The 14,856-nt window shown below is 62.4% G+C and carries 15 protein-coding genes; 9 read left to right on the top strand and 6 right to left on the bottom strand.

Annotation, left to right across the window (positions count from 1 at the left end; translation table 11 throughout):
* Window positions 1-6 precede the first annotated feature (6 nt).
* The 5 genes from CXQ94_RS09265 to CXQ94_RS09245 all read left to right on the top strand — a co-directional run bounded on the left by CXQ94_RS09265 (window position 7) and on the right by CXQ94_RS09245 (window position 5,210).
* Entirely contained in the window at window positions 7-930 is a 924-nt protein-coding gene (locus CXQ94_RS09265; protein WP_104088930.1) for a carbohydrate ABC transporter permease, read from the top strand.
* Window positions 930-2,366: a sulfatase gene (locus CXQ94_RS09260; protein ID WP_104088926.1), complete on the top strand. Its 1,437-nt coding sequence runs from the start codon at window positions 930-932 to the stop codon at window positions 2,364-2,366. Before CXQ94_RS09265 ends, CXQ94_RS09260 begins: the two co-directional genes overlap by 1 nt.
* A gap of 195 nt (window positions 2,367-2,561) precedes the next feature.
* A complete protein-coding gene (locus CXQ94_RS09255) occupies window positions 2,562-3,272 on the top strand; it encodes a response regulator transcription factor (protein ID WP_104089306.1) in 711 nt (236 codons plus the stop codon).
* A 5-nt stretch (window positions 3,273-3,277) separates the two neighbouring features.
* Complete coding sequence (locus CXQ94_RS09250; protein ID WP_104088923.1) at window positions 3,278-4,810, top strand: cell wall metabolism sensor histidine kinase WalK; 1,533 nt, start codon at window positions 3,278-3,280, stop codon at window positions 4,808-4,810.
* 106 nt (window positions 4,811-4,916) lie between these two features.
* Window positions 4,917-5,210 (top strand): WXG100 family type VII secretion target, encoded by a 294-nt coding sequence (locus CXQ94_RS09245; protein WP_104088920.1) that lies wholly within the window; start codon window positions 4,917-4,919, stop codon window positions 5,208-5,210.
* Window positions 5,211-5,226: 16 nt separating this feature from the next.
* On the opposite strand, the gene CXQ94_RS09240 is transcribed toward CXQ94_RS09245, so the two are convergent.
* The 3 genes from CXQ94_RS09240 to CXQ94_RS22575 form a co-directional block, all read right to left on the bottom strand.
* The gene (locus CXQ94_RS09240) at window positions 5,227-6,198 is read right to left on the bottom strand and encodes a ribonuclease HI family protein (RefSeq protein WP_104088917.1); all 972 of its coding nucleotides are present in this window, start codon (window positions 6,196-6,198) and stop codon (window positions 5,227-5,229) included.
* Window positions 6,199-6,494: 296 nt separating this feature from the next.
* Window positions 6,495-8,123, bottom strand: coding sequence for a chaperonin GroEL (groL, locus tag CXQ94_RS09235; protein ID WP_104088914.1), 1,629 nt, complete (start codon window positions 8,121-8,123; stop codon window positions 6,495-6,497).
* A 197-nt stretch (window positions 8,124-8,320) separates the two neighbouring features.
* The gene (locus CXQ94_RS22575) at window positions 8,321-8,488 is read right to left on the bottom strand and encodes a hypothetical protein (protein WP_181034147.1); all 168 of its coding nucleotides are present in this window, start codon (window positions 8,486-8,488) and stop codon (window positions 8,321-8,323) included.
* 52 nt (window positions 8,489-8,540) lie between these two features.
* Here CXQ94_RS22575 and CXQ94_RS09230 point away from each other — a divergent pair, with 52 nt between their 5' ends.
* The gene (locus CXQ94_RS09230; RefSeq protein ID WP_104088911.1) at window positions 8,541-9,101 is read left to right on the top strand and encodes a TM2 domain-containing protein; all 561 of its coding nucleotides are present in this window, start codon (window positions 8,541-8,543) and stop codon (window positions 9,099-9,101) included.
* 102 nt (window positions 9,102-9,203) lie between these two features.
* Here CXQ94_RS09230 and CXQ94_RS09225 read toward each other — a convergent pair whose 3' ends face one another.
* Both CXQ94_RS09225 and CXQ94_RS09220 read right to left on the bottom strand, forming a co-directional pair.
* On the bottom strand, window positions 9,204-9,809 hold the full coding sequence (locus tag CXQ94_RS09225; protein ID WP_104088908.1) for a LytR C-terminal domain-containing protein: 606 nt from the start codon (window positions 9,807-9,809) through the stop codon (window positions 9,204-9,206).
* Between the two features lie 43 nt (window positions 9,810-9,852).
* Window positions 9,853-10,155 (bottom strand): DUF3263 domain-containing protein, encoded by a 303-nt coding sequence (locus CXQ94_RS09220; protein ID WP_258066915.1) that lies wholly within the window; start codon window positions 10,153-10,155, stop codon window positions 9,853-9,855.
* Window positions 10,156-10,397: 242 nt separating this feature from the next.
* On the opposite strand from CXQ94_RS09220, the gene CXQ94_RS09215 reads away from it, so the two are divergent.
* A complete protein-coding gene (locus CXQ94_RS09215) occupies window positions 10,398-11,093 on the top strand; it encodes a uracil-DNA glycosylase (protein WP_104089303.1) in 696 nt (231 codons plus the stop codon).
* A 152-nt stretch (window positions 11,094-11,245) separates the two neighbouring features.
* Window positions 11,246-12,031 carry a siderophore-interacting protein gene (locus CXQ94_RS09210; RefSeq protein ID WP_258066943.1) on the top strand — a complete coding sequence of 262 codons (786 nt, stop codon included), beginning with the start codon at window positions 11,246-11,248 and terminating at the stop codon, window positions 12,029-12,031.
* A gap of 35 nt (window positions 12,032-12,066) precedes the next feature.
* Here CXQ94_RS09210 and CXQ94_RS09205 read toward each other — a convergent pair whose 3' ends face one another.
* Window positions 12,067-13,794: an L-aspartate oxidase gene (locus CXQ94_RS09205; protein ID WP_104089297.1), complete on the bottom strand. Its 1,728-nt coding sequence runs from the start codon at window positions 13,792-13,794 to the stop codon at window positions 12,067-12,069.
* A gap of 83 nt (window positions 13,795-13,877) precedes the next feature.
* On the opposite strand from CXQ94_RS09205, the gene CXQ94_RS09200 reads away from it, so the two are divergent.
* The gene (locus CXQ94_RS09200; RefSeq protein WP_104088904.1) at window positions 13,878-14,813 is read left to right on the top strand and encodes a LysR family transcriptional regulator; all 936 of its coding nucleotides are present in this window, start codon (window positions 13,878-13,880) and stop codon (window positions 14,811-14,813) included.
* Window positions 14,814-14,856: the final 43 nt, after the last annotated feature.

Raw genomic sequence — 14,856 nt, 5'->3', positions numbered from 1 at the left:
ACACTCATGAGCACCCTCACCGCACCCAAACCAACACAAGAGCAACCACCAGCCATCCGACGGGCCAAGAACCACCATGGCGTAAGCCCTGCCTTGCGGGCAGACCACAACGCGGTCCGCAGTGTAGGCGTCTTCATCTTGTGGGCCGTCGTGGCCATCAGCGTCGCCATGCTCCTGTGGATGGTTCTGCAGGCCTTCCGCGACACCCGCAACATCCTCAGCGACCCGTGGGGCGTACCCACCAGCTTCGACTTCAGCAACTTTGTTCAGGCCTGGACCGTAAGCGACTTCGCCACCGCCACGTTCAACAGCGTCATCACCACTGGTGTCTCCTCGTTCCTGACGGTTGCCATCGCCGCCCCGGCCGCCTACTACCTGGGCCGGGTGGAAAGCAGACTCACCGGCGGGCTGAGCCTGTACTTCATCCTGGGTCTGGGCATCCCGGCACAGGTCATCCTCATCCCCTTGTTCATCATGCTCAACGAGGTGGACCTGACAGATAGCCTGATCGGTTTGAACCTGGTCTACATCGCCATGTCCATGCCGTTCACGGTGTTTTTGCTGACCGCTTTCTTCCGCAGCTTGCCCTTGGAGATGGAGGAGGCTGCCGCGCTCGACGGCGCCTCCGCCCTGCGCACCTTCGTCCAGATCACCCTCCCCCTGGCCAAGGGCGGAATCCTGACCGCTTTCGTGCTCCAGGTTGTTTCGCACTGGAATGAGACACTGCTGGCACTGACCTTGATCCAGTCCACCGAGAAGTACACGCTGCCAGTTGCCCTGATTTCCTTTGTGCAGCAGCAGACCTATTCCGGTGCCGACTGGGGCGGGCTGTTTGCCGGCTTGTGCATTGTGGTGCTGCCGATGCTGATCATTTACATCTGGCTGGGCCGGCGCCTCACCGAAGGGTTGACCCTGGGTATGGGCAAGTAATGTCCGCCCCCAACCTACTGTTCATCGTCGCCGACCAGTTCCGGGCCATGTGCCTGGAGCCGGGCGGCGACCCTGTTTCCACCCCGTTTTTGGATGCCCTGGCGGCCGACGGCGTATCCCTGGCCCATGCCGTCAGCAACTACCCGGTGTGCAGCCCGCACCGGGCCATGATGATGAGCGGGCAATACCCCAACATGAACGGCGTCACCCACAACGTAAACTCCGAAACCGCCCAACGTGGCGTTGGATTGCGCCCGGACGCCCCATCCTGGGCCCGTGTTCTGCGGGATGCCGGCTATGACACCGGCTACATCGGGAAGTGGCATTTGGAGGCCCCCGTGCCGGAGGACGCCATCCACGGTGCTGGCGTGCTGGGGGACGGCCGCTACTGGGATGCCTACTCGCCCCTGGACCGGCGGCACGGCTTTGATTATTGGTATTCCTACGGTTGCTGCGACCGCCACCTAAAACCGCACTACTGGACGGGCGACGCCGGCCGACATCAGCGCATCAACGTCACCGGGTGGTCCGCAGCCCATGAGACGGACGTGGCCCTGGACTATCTGACCCATGAAGTTGCCCGCTCCGAGGCAGAAAGCGTTGCCCGGCCGTTTGCCCTTGCCGTCTCATACAACCCACCCCACCAGCCATTCCATGAACTGCCGCCGGACCATGACTCCAGCTACCAGCGGCTGCCGCCGGAGGAGCTCCTGAACCGGCCCAACGTTGACATGGACTCGGAAGTGGCCCGTGAAGCCGCCGCCATCGCCCCTCTGTACTATGCGGCGGTCACGGCCATCGACCACCAGGTGGGCAGGCTCCTGACCGCGCTGGATGATCTCGATCTGACCGGGAATACCCTAGTGGTGTTTACCTCCGATCACGGACAGCAGATGGGCAGCCACGGGCAGCTGTACAAAAATGTGCCGTTTGAGGAATCCATGCGCATTCCTTTTGTGCTGCGCTTCCCTGGCCGGCTTCGCAGCGCTGCACGAGCAGCTGGAATCGGGCTTTCCAGCGTGGACATCGCTCCCACACTGCTGGGACTTCTCGGTCTCGGTGCCCGGGTTCCGGCCAGCATGCAAGGACGGGACGTCTCCGCCTCGCTCCTTCTCCCCACCCACCCCGCTGCGGCACCACCGGATCCTCCCGTCGCGCCGCCGTCGAGCCTGTATTTTTACTACCCGCGCGACGCCGACGACGTGAGTATCCGTGGACTCCGCACCGCAGCCAGCAAGTTCGTGGCCCGATTCCGTCCGATGAAGGAGTTGTCCATCTCCTTGTATGACCTCGTCAACGACCCCTTTGAACAGTTCAATATCGCCGACCCGGCGCTCATCCGTGCCCACGCCGCTGTGTTGCGCAACGCCCTAGCCGACGCCGGACAGCTATGGGAGGGCGACGTCGCCCTGAGTGAATTGATCGACTCCGCATGAACATCTTGCTCGTCGTGGCGGACCAGTCTGGCATTTTGGCGGAACCTGGTGCTGCCCCAAAGCGCCACTGTGTACCAGCGGGAGAAAAACTTTTCGGTCCCCTACTAGCCGCTGTGAGCTGCCTGAGCGTAAGCTGACAGTACTTACCCACGGAATAGTCAGCTTATTCCCAGCAAATGGTCGGAGACTCAAATGGTGAAGAAGACCGGACCCGAAGCTAAGCTGCTCGTTGTTGACGACGAGCCCAATATCCGTGAACTGCTCTCTACCTCTCTCCGGTTCGCCGGATTTGAAGTGATTGCCGCAGCCAATGGGCGCGAGGCCTTGGCCGCTGCGGAAGAGCACAACCCCGACCTGGCCGTGCTCGATGTCATGCTGCCGGACATGGACGGCTTCACAGTGACCCGCCGCCTGCGCGCCGCTGGAAGGCACTTTCCTGTTCTGTTCCTGACTGCACGCGATGACACCGAGGACAAGGTCACCGGCCTGACGGTTGGCGGCGACGACTACGTGACGAAGCCGTTCAGTCTGGATGAGGTGGTGGCCCGCATCCGTGCCGTGCTGCGCCGCACTCAGCCCACCGAGGACGACGACGCTGTCTTGCGTGTTGCCGACCTGGAGCTCGACGACGACGCCCACGAGGTGCGCCGAGCTGGCAAGACCGTGGAACTGTCCCCCACCGAGTTCAAGTTGCTGCGCTACTTGATGCTCAATCCCAACCGGGTGCTATCCAAGGCCCAAATTCTGGACCATGTCTGGGAGTACGATTTCAATGGTGACGCCTCCATTGTGGAGTCCTACATTTCCTATCTGCGCCGCAAGGTGGACACCGATGCCTCGCTCCCTGCCCTGATCCAAACCAAGCGCGGCGTGGGCTACGTGCTCCGAACGGCAGATAAGCGCTAAAACCATTGATTACGTTGTGGAAGAACGCCTCACTGCGCTCACAGCTGGTGGCGATTATCAGTGCACTGCTCACGGTGTCGCTGCTGGCGCTGGGCGCCACAACGTTTCTTTTGCTGCATTCCTTTCTGGAAGACCAGATGGATTCGCAGCTGACAACCTTCCAGAAGTCCATCGCGGTCTTCGGCACCGTCGACTCCCAAAGCACGGGCTCGTCACCGTTCGGCTTTGATTACTATGTGGGTTTCCACTACGACAACTCGACCCTGGCAGCCCAAAACCGCTCAGGCAAGGACAAACCCGTTTATCCTAGCTACACCATGGCGCAAGCCACGGCACTGAACGGCCAGAAATTCACGGTTCCCAGCAGCGACGGCGGTGCCCCGTGGCGAGTTACCGTCATTGCGCCGCTGTCGTTTTCGATGGGCGACACAGGTGCCCCGAGCGCTTCCGGTGACTACGTGGGTTACGTGGTGGTTGGTCTGCCTTACGAAAACCTCAACGTGACCATGGAACGGCTTGCCGTTGTCATTGCCGGCGTCGCCATTCTGACCATCACACTGGGCACCATGATTGCGTATTGGACCGTGACCCGGTCCTTCCGGCCTCTTGGGCGGGTGGAAAAGACCGCGGCCGCGATCGCCGCAGGGGATCTGTCCCGTCGTGTGGAGATCGAGAATCCCTCCACCGAGGTGGGGCGGCTTTCCGGATCCCTGAACACCATGTTGGCCCATATTGAGCAAGCGTTTGCTGCGCGGACGGCCTCTGAGAAGCGCATGCGCCGCTTTGTGGCCGACGCCTCCCACGAACTTCGCACCCCTTTGGTCACCATTCGCGGCTTCTCCGAGCTCTACCGCCACGGCGCCTTGCAAAAGCCGGAGGATGTGGGGATGGCCATGGGGCGGATTGAAAGCGAAGCCAAACGTATGGGCTCACTGGTGGAGGATCTGCTAATGCTGGCCCGGATCGACGAGCAGCGCCCCCTTCAACTCAAGCCTGTTGACCTGTTGCTCATTGGCCACGACGCCGTCTTGGACGCCCGTGCCAGCGCACGCGACAGGACCTTTACCGTCGTCGGCCTGGACGGCGGCATGGGATCGCCCGCACCCACCGTGGGCGATGAGGCGAAACTTCGCCAGGTGGTGGCAAACCTTATGGGCAACGCTCTGCGGTACACCCCAGAAGGCAGCCCCGTGGAAATCATGGTGGGCACCCAGGAGAAAGCCGGGCAAAAGTCCTCGGTCATCAAGATCCGCGACCACGGCCCCGGCATCTCCGAAGAGGACGCCGCCCGCGTCTTTGAACGCTTCTACCGAGCCGACACCTCCCGTGACCGAAACACCGGCGGCAGCGGACTGGGACTGGCCATTGTCGCCGCCATTGTCTCCTCCCACGGCGGCACCGTGCGGGTGGAGGCGACGCCGGGCGGTGGCGCCACCCTTGCGATCGAGCTGCCCTTCAAGGAACTTGACGACGCCGTCGCCGAGGATTCCGTTGACGAAGCAGCCGTTGTCCCCTCCACAGATGCTGCCAACGACTGATTCACCCACAATCCCCCGGGCCGCCCTTATGGCTCGCCCGCTCGGGATCTACGCTGGAATTTCCAACACATTCCGCATGTAGGGACCACAGCTAGGGAGGCCACTCATGGCCGTTTTCAACGTCAATAGCGACGATCTTGCCATCAAAAGTACTGCCGTGAAGGGTTCGGTTGACCGCATCCGAATGGAAGTGGACGCCATGAAACGCAACCTCCTGGACCTGCAGGGCACATGGACGGGGACGGCGGCCACCAACTTCCAGGGGTTGCTGCAGGAATGGCACGCCACGCAAATCAAGGTGGAGGCCTCACTGGAGAGCATCAATTCTGCCCTGTCCATGGCCGCCACCCAATATTCGCAGGCCGAGGAGGCCAACACCCGAATGTTTACCGCCCGCTGAGCGCTGTGTGGGCATCCTATGCCTCGGGGGTGCCCTGGTGGAAACGTATCTGCCAGCGGCCGTTGTCGCGGCGCCACAGCGAACTGCGCAGCACGCTGCCGCGGGGCTCCGTACTCCGATAAGTGAGCAGGGCCGTTTCCGCATCTACCTGATCCAGCGTCAGCACCTCCAGGGTGGCGCGGCCAGGCTCTTCCCCGCCAAGGGCGGTAATGGTCTCCTCACGGGACCAAATACGCCCGGAAGCTCCTACCTCCGCGAAGTCCTTGTGCAGCAGCATGGCGACCTTGGCGGCGTCCGCCCTAACGTTGGGGTCCATCAACTCCCGCTCCAGGGCAACCAGGATCTTCAGGGCGTCGTTTGCACCCGTGCTGTAGGCAGGATCCGGCTCGTCCTCCAGGGCGGAGAACAGGTCCAGTTGCTCGGCTTCATCGATGAGCGCGGCCTGTGCTGGGGCGGGAACGGTGGCTGGAGCTGGTGCGGCTACTGGCGTCTCGCTCGGATTCTTTGCGTTGTCTGTACCGGCGCCGGGGAATCCGGGGCCGGCATTCGGCTCACGCTTGGCCTGGTATGCGGTGGCAGCGGCGCGTGCGCGGTCATCGGCTGCCTCATTCAAGTCATGGCCGGCGTGGCCCTTGACCCATTCAAAGGTGTATTTGCGGCCTACCAGGGCTGCGTCAATCTCCTTGAGCAGCTCAAGGTTCAGGACGGGCTTGCCGTCTGATTTCTTCCAACCTTTGCGTTTCCAGCCTGGCATCCATTTGGTGACCGAATTGATGACGTACTGGCTGTCACACAGAATATGCAGCGGCTCGTCGGGCATGTGGGCTGTGGAAACGAATAGGTCAAGGACAGCCATGAGCTCGCCCATGTTGTTGGTGCCGTGCGGCCACCCTCCGGCTCGCCAGCAGTTTTCATCTACGTACCATGCCCAACCGGCCGGGCCGGGATTTCCTAAAGCTGAACCATCGGCAGCCGCAACAATTGTCATGAGTCCATACTTTCAGATCCCACCGACACTCTTCGCCAAGTGGACGGCCCCGAGGAACGCCGCCGGGGCAAGCAAAAGGCGCCCCCGCCGGATTGGCAAGGGCGCCTAGCGCAAAAACAAGGGTGCGTGGACGAGTGTCAGCAAAAAGCCAACCACCCACAAGGAGCCTAGGCACTCAAGCCAATCACCCACCTATGGGCCGACAGCGAAAGCCAACAACCCACATAGGGGCCCACGCGCCCGAGGGCCCCATTGATGGCTCGCTCTAGCGAGCCATCAATGGGAGGGCGTGGGGACTAGAAGCCGCCCATGCCGCCCATGTCGTCGCCGCCGCCACCGGCGGGAGCAGCCTTCTCGGGCTTGTCGGCGACTACTGCTTCGGTGGTGAGGAACAAGCCAGCAATGGAAGCCGCGTTCTGAAGTGCCGAACGGGTTACCTTTACCGGGTCGCTGACGCCAGCGGCCAGCAGGTCCTCGTAAACGCCAGTTGCAGCGTTGAGGCCGTGGCCTACGGGCAAGCCGCGAACCTTGTCGACAACTACGCCGGGCTCCATGCCTGCGTTGAAGGCGATCTGCTTCAACGGTGCATCGATGGCAACCTTGACGATGTTCGCGCCAGTGGCCTCATCGCCGGTCAGGTTCAGTGTGTCGAATGCCTTGACGCCGGCCTGGATCAGAGCAACGCCACCGCCGGGGACGATGCCTTCTTCAACGGCAGCCTTGGCGTTGCGCACTGCGTCTTCGATGCGGTGCTTGCGTTCCTTGAGCTCAACTTCGGTTGCGGCACCGGCCTTGATGACTGCAACGCCGCCGGCCAGCTTGGCCAGACGTTCCTGCAGCTTCTCGCGGTCGTAGTCGGAATCGGAGTTTTCGATTTCGGCACGGATCTGAGCAACACGGCCTGCGATGGCTTCGGCGTCGCCGGCACCTTCAACAATGGTGGTCTCGTCCTTGGTGACAACAACCTTGCGGGCCTTGCCCAGGAGATCAAGGGTGGTGTTTTCCAGCTTGAGGCCAACTTCCTCGGCGATGACCTGGCCACCGGTGAGGATGGCAATGTCGGCCAGCTGGGCCTTGCGACGGTCGCCGAAGCCCGGAGCCTTGACGGCGACGGACTTGAACAGGCCGCGGATCTTGTTCACGATCAGCGTGGCAAGAGCCTCGCCTTCGATGTCCTCGGCGATGATCAGCAACGGCTTGTTCGAAGCCATGACCTTTTCCAGAACTGCAACGAGGTCCTTGACGCTGGAGATCTTGGAGTTCACGATCAGGATGTACGGGTCTTCAAGAACCGTTTCCTGACGCTCGGTGTCGGTGACGAAGTATGCGGAGATGTAACCCTTGTCGAAGCGCATGCCTTCGGTGAGTTCCAGTTCCAGGCCGAAGGTGTTGGACTCCTCGACGGTGATAACACCTTCCTTGCCAACCTTGTCCAGAGCTTCGGCAATGAGTGCACCGATCTCGGGGTCACCGGCTGAGATGGAAGCCGTAGCTGCGATCTCTTCCTTGGTTTCGATTTCCTTGGCGGAAGCAAGAAGCTGCTCGATGACGGCTGCAACAGCCTTCTCGATGCCGCGCTTCAAGGACAGCGGGTCGGCTCCGGCTGCGACGTTGCGCAGGCCTTCCTTGACCAGTGCCTGTGCCAAAACGGTGGCCGTGGTGGTGCCGTCGCCAGCGATGTCGTCAGTCTTCTTGGCGACTTCCTTGACGAGCTCGGCGCCGATCTTCTCGTAGGGATCGTCGAGTTCGATCTCCTTGGCGATGGATACACCATCGTTGGTGATCGTGGGGGCGCCCCACTTCTTTTCAAGAACAACGTTGCGACCGCGCGGGCCCAAGGTGACCTTGACGGCGTCGGCGAGGATATTCAACCCACGCTCAAGGCCGCGGCGTGCCTCTTCATCAAATGCAATGATCTTGGCCATGTAGGCTTCAGTCCTTTCGGGACAGTCATTTTGGACTCAGCTTCCTGCGTGTGGCGCCCGCGACGGACGGATCTGGTGCCGGCGATCTCTTTACGCCTGCACCGAAAATCCTCGCCACTCGAGGAAAGTATTGACCTCCGACGGCGGCGAACCGGCTAGGAACTAGCAGTCACCACCTCAGAGTGCTAAGTCAATAATTAGCACTCGGCACCCGAGAGTGCAAGCGCGCGGGCCGTGGATGTGCTGCGGGCGAACTCCCCCGCAGCATTTGCGGGGATGACTTCTTCGTAATGTTCTCGGTGCGAGACTTCCACTGCCGGGTGGAAGCGGCTAGCGTTGGGCTCATAGTATTCCAACCGGGGCATATGCCCTCCGCTTTGCGGAAGGGCCGCCGGGCGCACTAGTCAAGGAGCCAGCATGAGTGAGAACCAGAACCCCGGGCAGCCCGTGGATCCCTACGGAACGCCCGCACCCAAACCACAGCAGGGTCCGGAAACCCCGGGCGTGCCAGAAGGCTACGACCAGCCGGCGCAGGCTCCTTTCCAGCCGACGGCCTACCAGGCGCCCGCGGAGCAGGCTCCCCCGGGCTATCAGGTTCCGCCGGCATATCAGGCGCCCGTAGAACAGGCGCCGCCTTACCAGGGGCAGCCATATCCGCAGCAGCAGGGCTACCAGCAGCCTGCCCCCTACCAGGGTCAGCCCGGGTATGGCCAGGCTCCCTATGCCGTGCCGTACGGTGTTGAGCAGAAGTCAAAGGTGGCCGCCGGCATTCTGGGAATTCTGTTGGGCGGCCTTGGCATCCACAACTTCTATCTCGGGTACACGCAGAAGGCCTTGATTCAGCTCCTGGTCTCGGTGCTCAGTCTCGGCATCTTGTACGTTTTCATGGCCATTTGGGGGCTCGTCGAAGGCATCTTGATCCTGGTCGGCAATGAGGGCTTCCGCACCGACGCTGCCGGTGTTCCGCTCAAGGATTGACAAGTTCATTTCCTGGGGCACAGATTAGGCCGGCAACCCCGTGGGTTGCCGGCCTAATCTGTGCCCTGACGCCTGCGCCCCGACGGTGGGAAGTTCTTGAGGCTAGGAAGCTCCGGGGCCCAAAACAACTGCCAGCGGAATGTTCAGTTCGGCGGTGTCCACCAGGCTCGCAATGCCCAGCAGTTTGCCCAGTGCTTCGGCGTTGGCCTTCTGCACCACGCCGTTGTAAAAGACCACCGACGTGGGCTGGGGCAGGCCTGCCCAGTTGGCCGATTGTGACACCGTCCAGCCCCCAGCGGTAACCATACCGGCGTACTTCGCTGCCAGCCCGCCAATTCCCGTCGCGTTGTAGACGGCCACGGGGATGCTCTTATCCACCACCGACTCCGGGACGGGAGGGGTAGTTGGCGTTGGGGTCGGTGAGGGAGCCGCGGTGGTCGGCGGCACCGTGGTGGGGGGCGCCGAACTGGCGGGGGGCGTGGTCGCCGTCGTGCTGTGAACCACGGCGGCAGGAGGTACGGCAGTGTCATTGCCGGTGAGCTTGGGCACGATGAAGAACGCCAAAAGACCTATGCACAGGGCCGCAACGCCAAAGATCATCAACGGCAGCAGGCTCCGCGTGGGGCTTTCCAGCGAGGCTCGGTGAACGCCGTGGCGTGCCGAATTTTCCGGTACACGGTCGAATTCATCGCGCGGGTAATTGCTCATTGTGCGGGGCTGTCCTTCAGGGGTGAGGCAGGGTGAGTGGGCGTCAGTTTCCGAGCCGGCGTGCGGTTCGTGCTTTTTGGCGCGTCATACGTAGTCTACGCAACCGCTTGACCAGCATGGGGTCATGCAGCAGTGCCGCGTCCGTGTCGATCAAGGCGTTGAGAATTTGGTAGTAGTGCGTGGCGGACAGGTCAAACATGTCCCTGATGGCCTGTTCCTTGGCCCCGGCATACTTCCACCACTGCCGTTCAAGATCGAGCATCGCGGTGTCGCGTTCACTCAAACCGGCGACGGCGTCTACCTCTGGGTCCGGCGCATGCGGCACCTGCCCGGATGCTTCAGCCACAAGAGACTCCATTTCACCACTCAAGTTCTCAGCAGTTCCTCATGGACACTGCTCCCCCTTCCATAGTAAGGGCGAACCACAAGCCTGTCATTTGCACTCGTGTGGAGAAGCTGGCCCCGTGTCCCGCCTGTGGAGGGAACACGATCTCTGGCCGATGCCGCGAGAATGGAACTATGGATTCCACACCCAGCCTGTTCGAGCTCCCCTCCCCGCATTCGCCCAAGACCTGGGATGCCGCCCAGATGAAGGCTTTGGAGGCACTTGCCAGCGACCCCTTGTCGCTGATGGCACCAGATTGGGCGCAGACCTTGCATCCGCAGGAGGCCATGTTGCGTTCCCTGGGCCATATGCTGCAACAAGAGTTCGACGCCGGGGCCTCCTTCCTGCCCCGGCCCACCCAGGTGTTGCGTTCCCTAGCCACGCCGCTGGCGGACGTCAAGGTCCTGATCGTGGGCCAGGACCCCTACCCAACGCCGGGACATTCGGTGGGGCTTGCGTTCTCCGTGGACAAGGCCACCCGTCCGCTGCCACGGAGCCTGAACAACATTTACAAGGAACTTCAAAGCGATTTGGGCATCCCCCCGGCCGCCCACGGCGATCTCAGCGCATGGGCGGAGCAGGGCGTGATGCTGTTAAACAGGGTCCTGACCGTGGCGCCGGGCGCGGCAGGTTCTCACCGCGGGCGAGGCTGGGAGGAGGTCACCGATGCTGTCATCGCGGCCTTGGCGGCGCGGAACACTCCACTGGTCAGCGTCCTGTGGGGGCGGGATGCACAAAAGCTGGCACCCCTTCTGGAGGGTACGAACATCATCGAATCGGCCCACCCGAGCCCCTTGTCGGCTTCACGCGGCTTCTTTGGTTCCCGGCCTTTCAGCCGTGCCAACACATCCCTTGCCGGGCAGGGCGCTCCCCCCATCGACTGGACCCTCCGGGCCTAGCCGCCCCAGCAAACTGGTATTGTTAGGCCGTCCTAACTTTCCTTATCTTTTTGATTCGTCCCGCCGCCATTCAGGAGTACGAAGTGAACCCCGTCGACCCCAGCACCGAACCGTTTGTAGCCCCAGCGGTCAAGCCCCGCACCCAATTCGCCCTGCAGGTGCTGCGCAAGGAAACACTCAGCCCGCACATGGTGCGAATCGTGGCCGGCGGGCCGGCGCTGTCCGAGTTTCTCGCCAAGGACGCCACGGACATGTATGTGAAGATTCATTTCCTGCAGCCCGGGGTCAACTACAGCGAACCGGTGGATGTATTCGCCCTTCGTGACACCCTGTCCCGTGAGCAGTGGCCGGCCACGCGCACCTACACGCTGCGATGGGTGGACTTGGCCGCGCAGGAAGTGGCAATCGACTTTGTCTTACATGGGGATACCGGCCTCGCCGGGCCCTGGGCCGGCGCCTGCGTTCCCGGCGATCGCATCATTTTTTCGGGCCCGGGTGGGGCCTACCGGCCCAACCCGGACGCCGCCTGGTACTTGTTCGCCGGCGACGAGGCAGCCCTGCCCGCCATTGCAGCTGCCATCGAGTCCTTGCCCCCGGAAGCCCTGGGGCACGCGTTCTTGGAGGTTGACACGGCCGCTGACATCCAGCCGATCAACGCGCCGGCAGGATTGGCCTTGACGTGGCTTTATCGAGACGGTGCCACCCCTGCCGAAAGTACCGCACTGATCGACGCCGTGGCGTCCTGCCGCTGGCTGGAGGGGCCAGTGGATGCGTTTGTTCACGGTGAGCGGGAATACATGAAGAAGCTGCGCGATGTCCTCTTCAAGCAGCGCGGGCTGGACCGTTCCCAGGTTTCACTCTCCGGCTACTGGGCTTACGGGCGCACCGAGGACTACTTCCAGGCGGAGAAGAAGCAGCCGATCGGTCAGATCCTCTAGCGCTCCGTACCGGCAGGGCCCGCAGTCGTCAACGCCTATTCCACGAGCTTGCCCACCGTTGAAACGTCCTGGATGAGCTCGCGAATCTCATCGGAAATCGGCGGGATTTCCTCACGGACCACCCCGGCCGAAGGCGACCAGACCAGGTTGACTTCAAGCTCCGGATCCATCGCCGGGTAGTCGCTGCGATTGTGACATCCGCGGGTTTCCCGCCGTTCAAGGGCCGTTTCCAGGGTGGCCCGCGCGGCCAGGGCTGAACCCATCAGATCGAAGGCATGGGCCAGATCCTGGTAGCCGGCAATGTCGGGGTGGATTCCCACGGACGCCATGCGTTCCTCGATGCCGGCCAGCTTGGCCAGGCCCGCTTTCAGGCCCTCCTCATCGCGCACCACGCCCGCATGTTCGGTCATCATGTCGCGAATGGCCCGCTGCAAGGCGCGCACGTTCTCCTGGCCGTCGGCAGCCAACAGCTCATCGATTTCCCTGCGCGCCTGCGCAATGGCCTCGGCTGAGCGTGGCTGCGAGTCCAGGGACGCGGAGTATGCTGCGGCGGCCTGGCCTACGATCCGACCGAAGACGAGCAATTCGATCAGCGAGTTACCGCCCAAACGATTGGCGCCGTGCAGGCCGCTTGACGCCTCCCCGATGGCGTACAGCCCGGCCACATCGGTGCTGTGATCCTCGGGCTTCACCCATACCCCGCCCATCGAGTAGTGGGCCGTCGGTGCGATCTCGATTGGTTCGCGGGTGATATCTAGCATCTGGACTTCCATCATGGTCTGGTAGACCCGCGGCAGGCGCTCCATGATGGTCTGGCGAGGAAGATGGGAAACATCCAACCACACGCCGCCCTTCTGCGTTCCGCGCCCTTCCTTGATTTCTGTGTAGGCTGCCAACGCCACCCGGTCGCGGGTGGAGAGTTCCTTGCGAATCGGGTCGTAGCGTTCCATGAAGCGCTCTCCCAGCGCGTTGCGCAGTACCCCGCCCTCGCCACGGGCCGCCTCGGATATCAGCGTTCCGGCTGCACTTTCGGGTTCGATGATGCCCGAGGGGTGGAACTGCACCAGCTCCGGATCGCGAAGTCGGGCACCGGCGTCGACGGCCAGGCGGAAGGAGTCCCCGGTGTTTTCGTCGCGCCGTGAGGAGGTGCGGCGCCAGATCCGGTTGTGGCCGCCCGCGGCGAGGATGACGGCGTCGGCGTGGATCAGGTAGCGGGTACCCGAGTTGATGTCGAAGCCGTAAGCGCCGAACACCTGGTTGTCTTTGACCAGCAGCCGGGTCACATAGAAGGAGTCCATGATGGGGATTTCGAGTTGTTCGCTGCGGCGAACCAGGGTGCGTTGGATTTCCAGGCCCGTGTAGTCGCCGGCAAATGCGGTGCGCCGGAATGTGTGGGCGCCAAAGAACCGTTGGGAGATGCGGCCGTCTTCTTCCCGGGCGAAGCCCATGCCGTAGCGCTCCAGGTCCTCGATTCCGCGGGCTGCCCCGCGCGCCACGATTTCCACGGTATTCGGGTTGGCAAGGAAGTAGCTTTCCTTGATGGTGTCTGCGGCGTGCTGCTGCCAGCTGTCTTCCTCATCCATGGTGCCTAGGGCTGCGTTGATGCCCCCTGCCGCCAGGGAGGTGTGTGCGTCGTTGCGGGGTCGCTTGCCCACCGCGAGCACGTCGACTCCCTGTTCGGCGAGTTCGATGGCCGCACGCAGTCCGGACCCGCCGGTGCCGATCACGAGGACCGAAGTGGAGATTTTCTTTTCTTTGATCATGTTCTTTGCCATGGTTCCAACGCTAGAAACCGCCCGACGATTAGTCCAATGAATTGTTTGACTCGTTTCGATGCATATACGCTATGGAAATGAATCTGGAACAGCTGCAAAGTTTTGTTGAAGTTGCCCGCATCGGCCATTTCACGCGAGCTGCCGCGCATCTTCACCTGGCGCAGCCCTCACTGAGCCGGCAGATTTCAACCCTTGAACAGGACCTTGGATCCGAACTTTTTCACCGGGCCCGGGGCAACATCACACTCACCGCGGCCGGTGAAGCACTTCTTCCACTGGCACACCGGATGCTCGCGGACGCCGAAACCGTTCGCCACGAGATGCAGGAGCTGGCCGGATTGCGCAAGGGGCGGGTACGGCTTGGCGCTCCCCCGACGCTCTGCATCAGCCTGGTTCCCGAAGTCTTGGGCGCCTATCACCGAAGCCACCCGGGGATCGACCTTCACCTGCGCGAGGCTGGCTCCCGCGACCTCTTGAATCGGCTAGCAGGGGGAACCCTGGATCTGGCGCTGGTGGTGACCTCCGATCACGGCGCCCCCATGACAAACAGCCTCGAGAGCATTCCGCTGCTGCAGGAGGACTTGGTGGTGATCGCAGCGACCAACGATGCCCATTTTGCCGGCAAGAACGCCGTCACACTCACCGAACTTGCGGACGTTCCGCAAATAGTTTTCGATCAAAGCTATGACCTGCGCCGGACCACCATGGATGCCTACCGGGCTGGTGGACTGAACCCCAATATTGTTCTCGAGGGAGCCGAAATGGATGCGGTGCTTCGCCTTGTTGAACGCGGATTGGGCGCCGCCGTAGTACCCGCAATGGTGCTCGTGGATCGTCCCGGCCTGCGGTCCGTCCCCTTGACCGAACCAGAGCTGACGCGAACACTTGCCCTGGCTCATCGCAAAGACGTCAGCCTGACCCGGGCGGCCGGGGCCATGCAGGAAATGATCGTGAGCACAGCTGCAGGGTTTGCCGCGCGCGGATTGGGCATCACGTCCTTGGCGTAACGGGGCCAGTGAATGCCGCTGTGCAGCCAGAAATTGATGGGTA

This window comes from Arthrobacter sp. GMC3, from assembly GCF_002929305.1.
GTDB lineage: Bacteria > Actinomycetota > Actinomycetes > Actinomycetales > Micrococcaceae > Specibacter.
The sequence above is the reverse complement of the archived record's forward strand: the minus strand, read 5'-3'. Positions and strand labels throughout refer to the sequence as shown.

Excerpts from the sequence above, each read along its gene's own strand:
- CXQ94_RS09265 (WP_104088930.1), top strand. The coding sequence starts at position 7 with ATGAGCACCCTCACCGCACCCAAACCAACACAAGAGCAACCACCAGCC.
- CXQ94_RS09260 (WP_104088926.1), top strand. The coding sequence starts at position 930 with ATGTCCGCCCCCAACCTACTGTTCATCGTCGCCGACCAGTTCCGGGCC.
- CXQ94_RS09245 (WP_104088920.1), top strand. The coding sequence starts at position 4,917 with ATGGCCGTTTTCAACGTCAATAGCGACGATCTTGCCATCAAAAGTACT.
- CXQ94_RS09240 (WP_104088917.1), bottom strand. The coding sequence starts at position 6,198 with ATGACAATTGTTGCGGCTGCCGATGGTTCAGCTTTAGGAAATCCCGGC.
- groL (WP_104088914.1), bottom strand. The coding sequence starts at position 8,123 with ATGGCCAAGATCATTGCATTTGATGAAGAGGCACGCCGCGGCCTTGAG.
- CXQ94_RS22575 (WP_181034147.1), bottom strand. The coding sequence starts at position 8,488 with ATGCCCCGGTTGGAATACTATGAGCCCAACGCTAGCCGCTTCCACCCG.
- CXQ94_RS09230 (WP_104088911.1), top strand. The coding sequence starts at position 8,541 with ATGAGTGAGAACCAGAACCCCGGGCAGCCCGTGGATCCCTACGGAACG.
- CXQ94_RS09225 (WP_104088908.1), bottom strand. The coding sequence starts at position 9,809 with ATGAGCAATTACCCGCGCGATGAATTCGACCGTGTACCGGAAAATTCG.
- CXQ94_RS09215 (WP_104089303.1), top strand. The coding sequence starts at position 10,398 with ATGAAGGCTTTGGAGGCACTTGCCAGCGACCCCTTGTCGCTGATGGCA.
- CXQ94_RS09205 (WP_104089297.1), bottom strand. The coding sequence starts at position 13,794 with ATGATCAAAGAAAAGAAAATCTCCACTTCGGTCCTCGTGATCGGCACC.
- CXQ94_RS09200 (WP_104088904.1), top strand. The coding sequence starts at position 13,878 with ATGGAAATGAATCTGGAACAGCTGCAAAGTTTTGTTGAAGTTGCCCGC.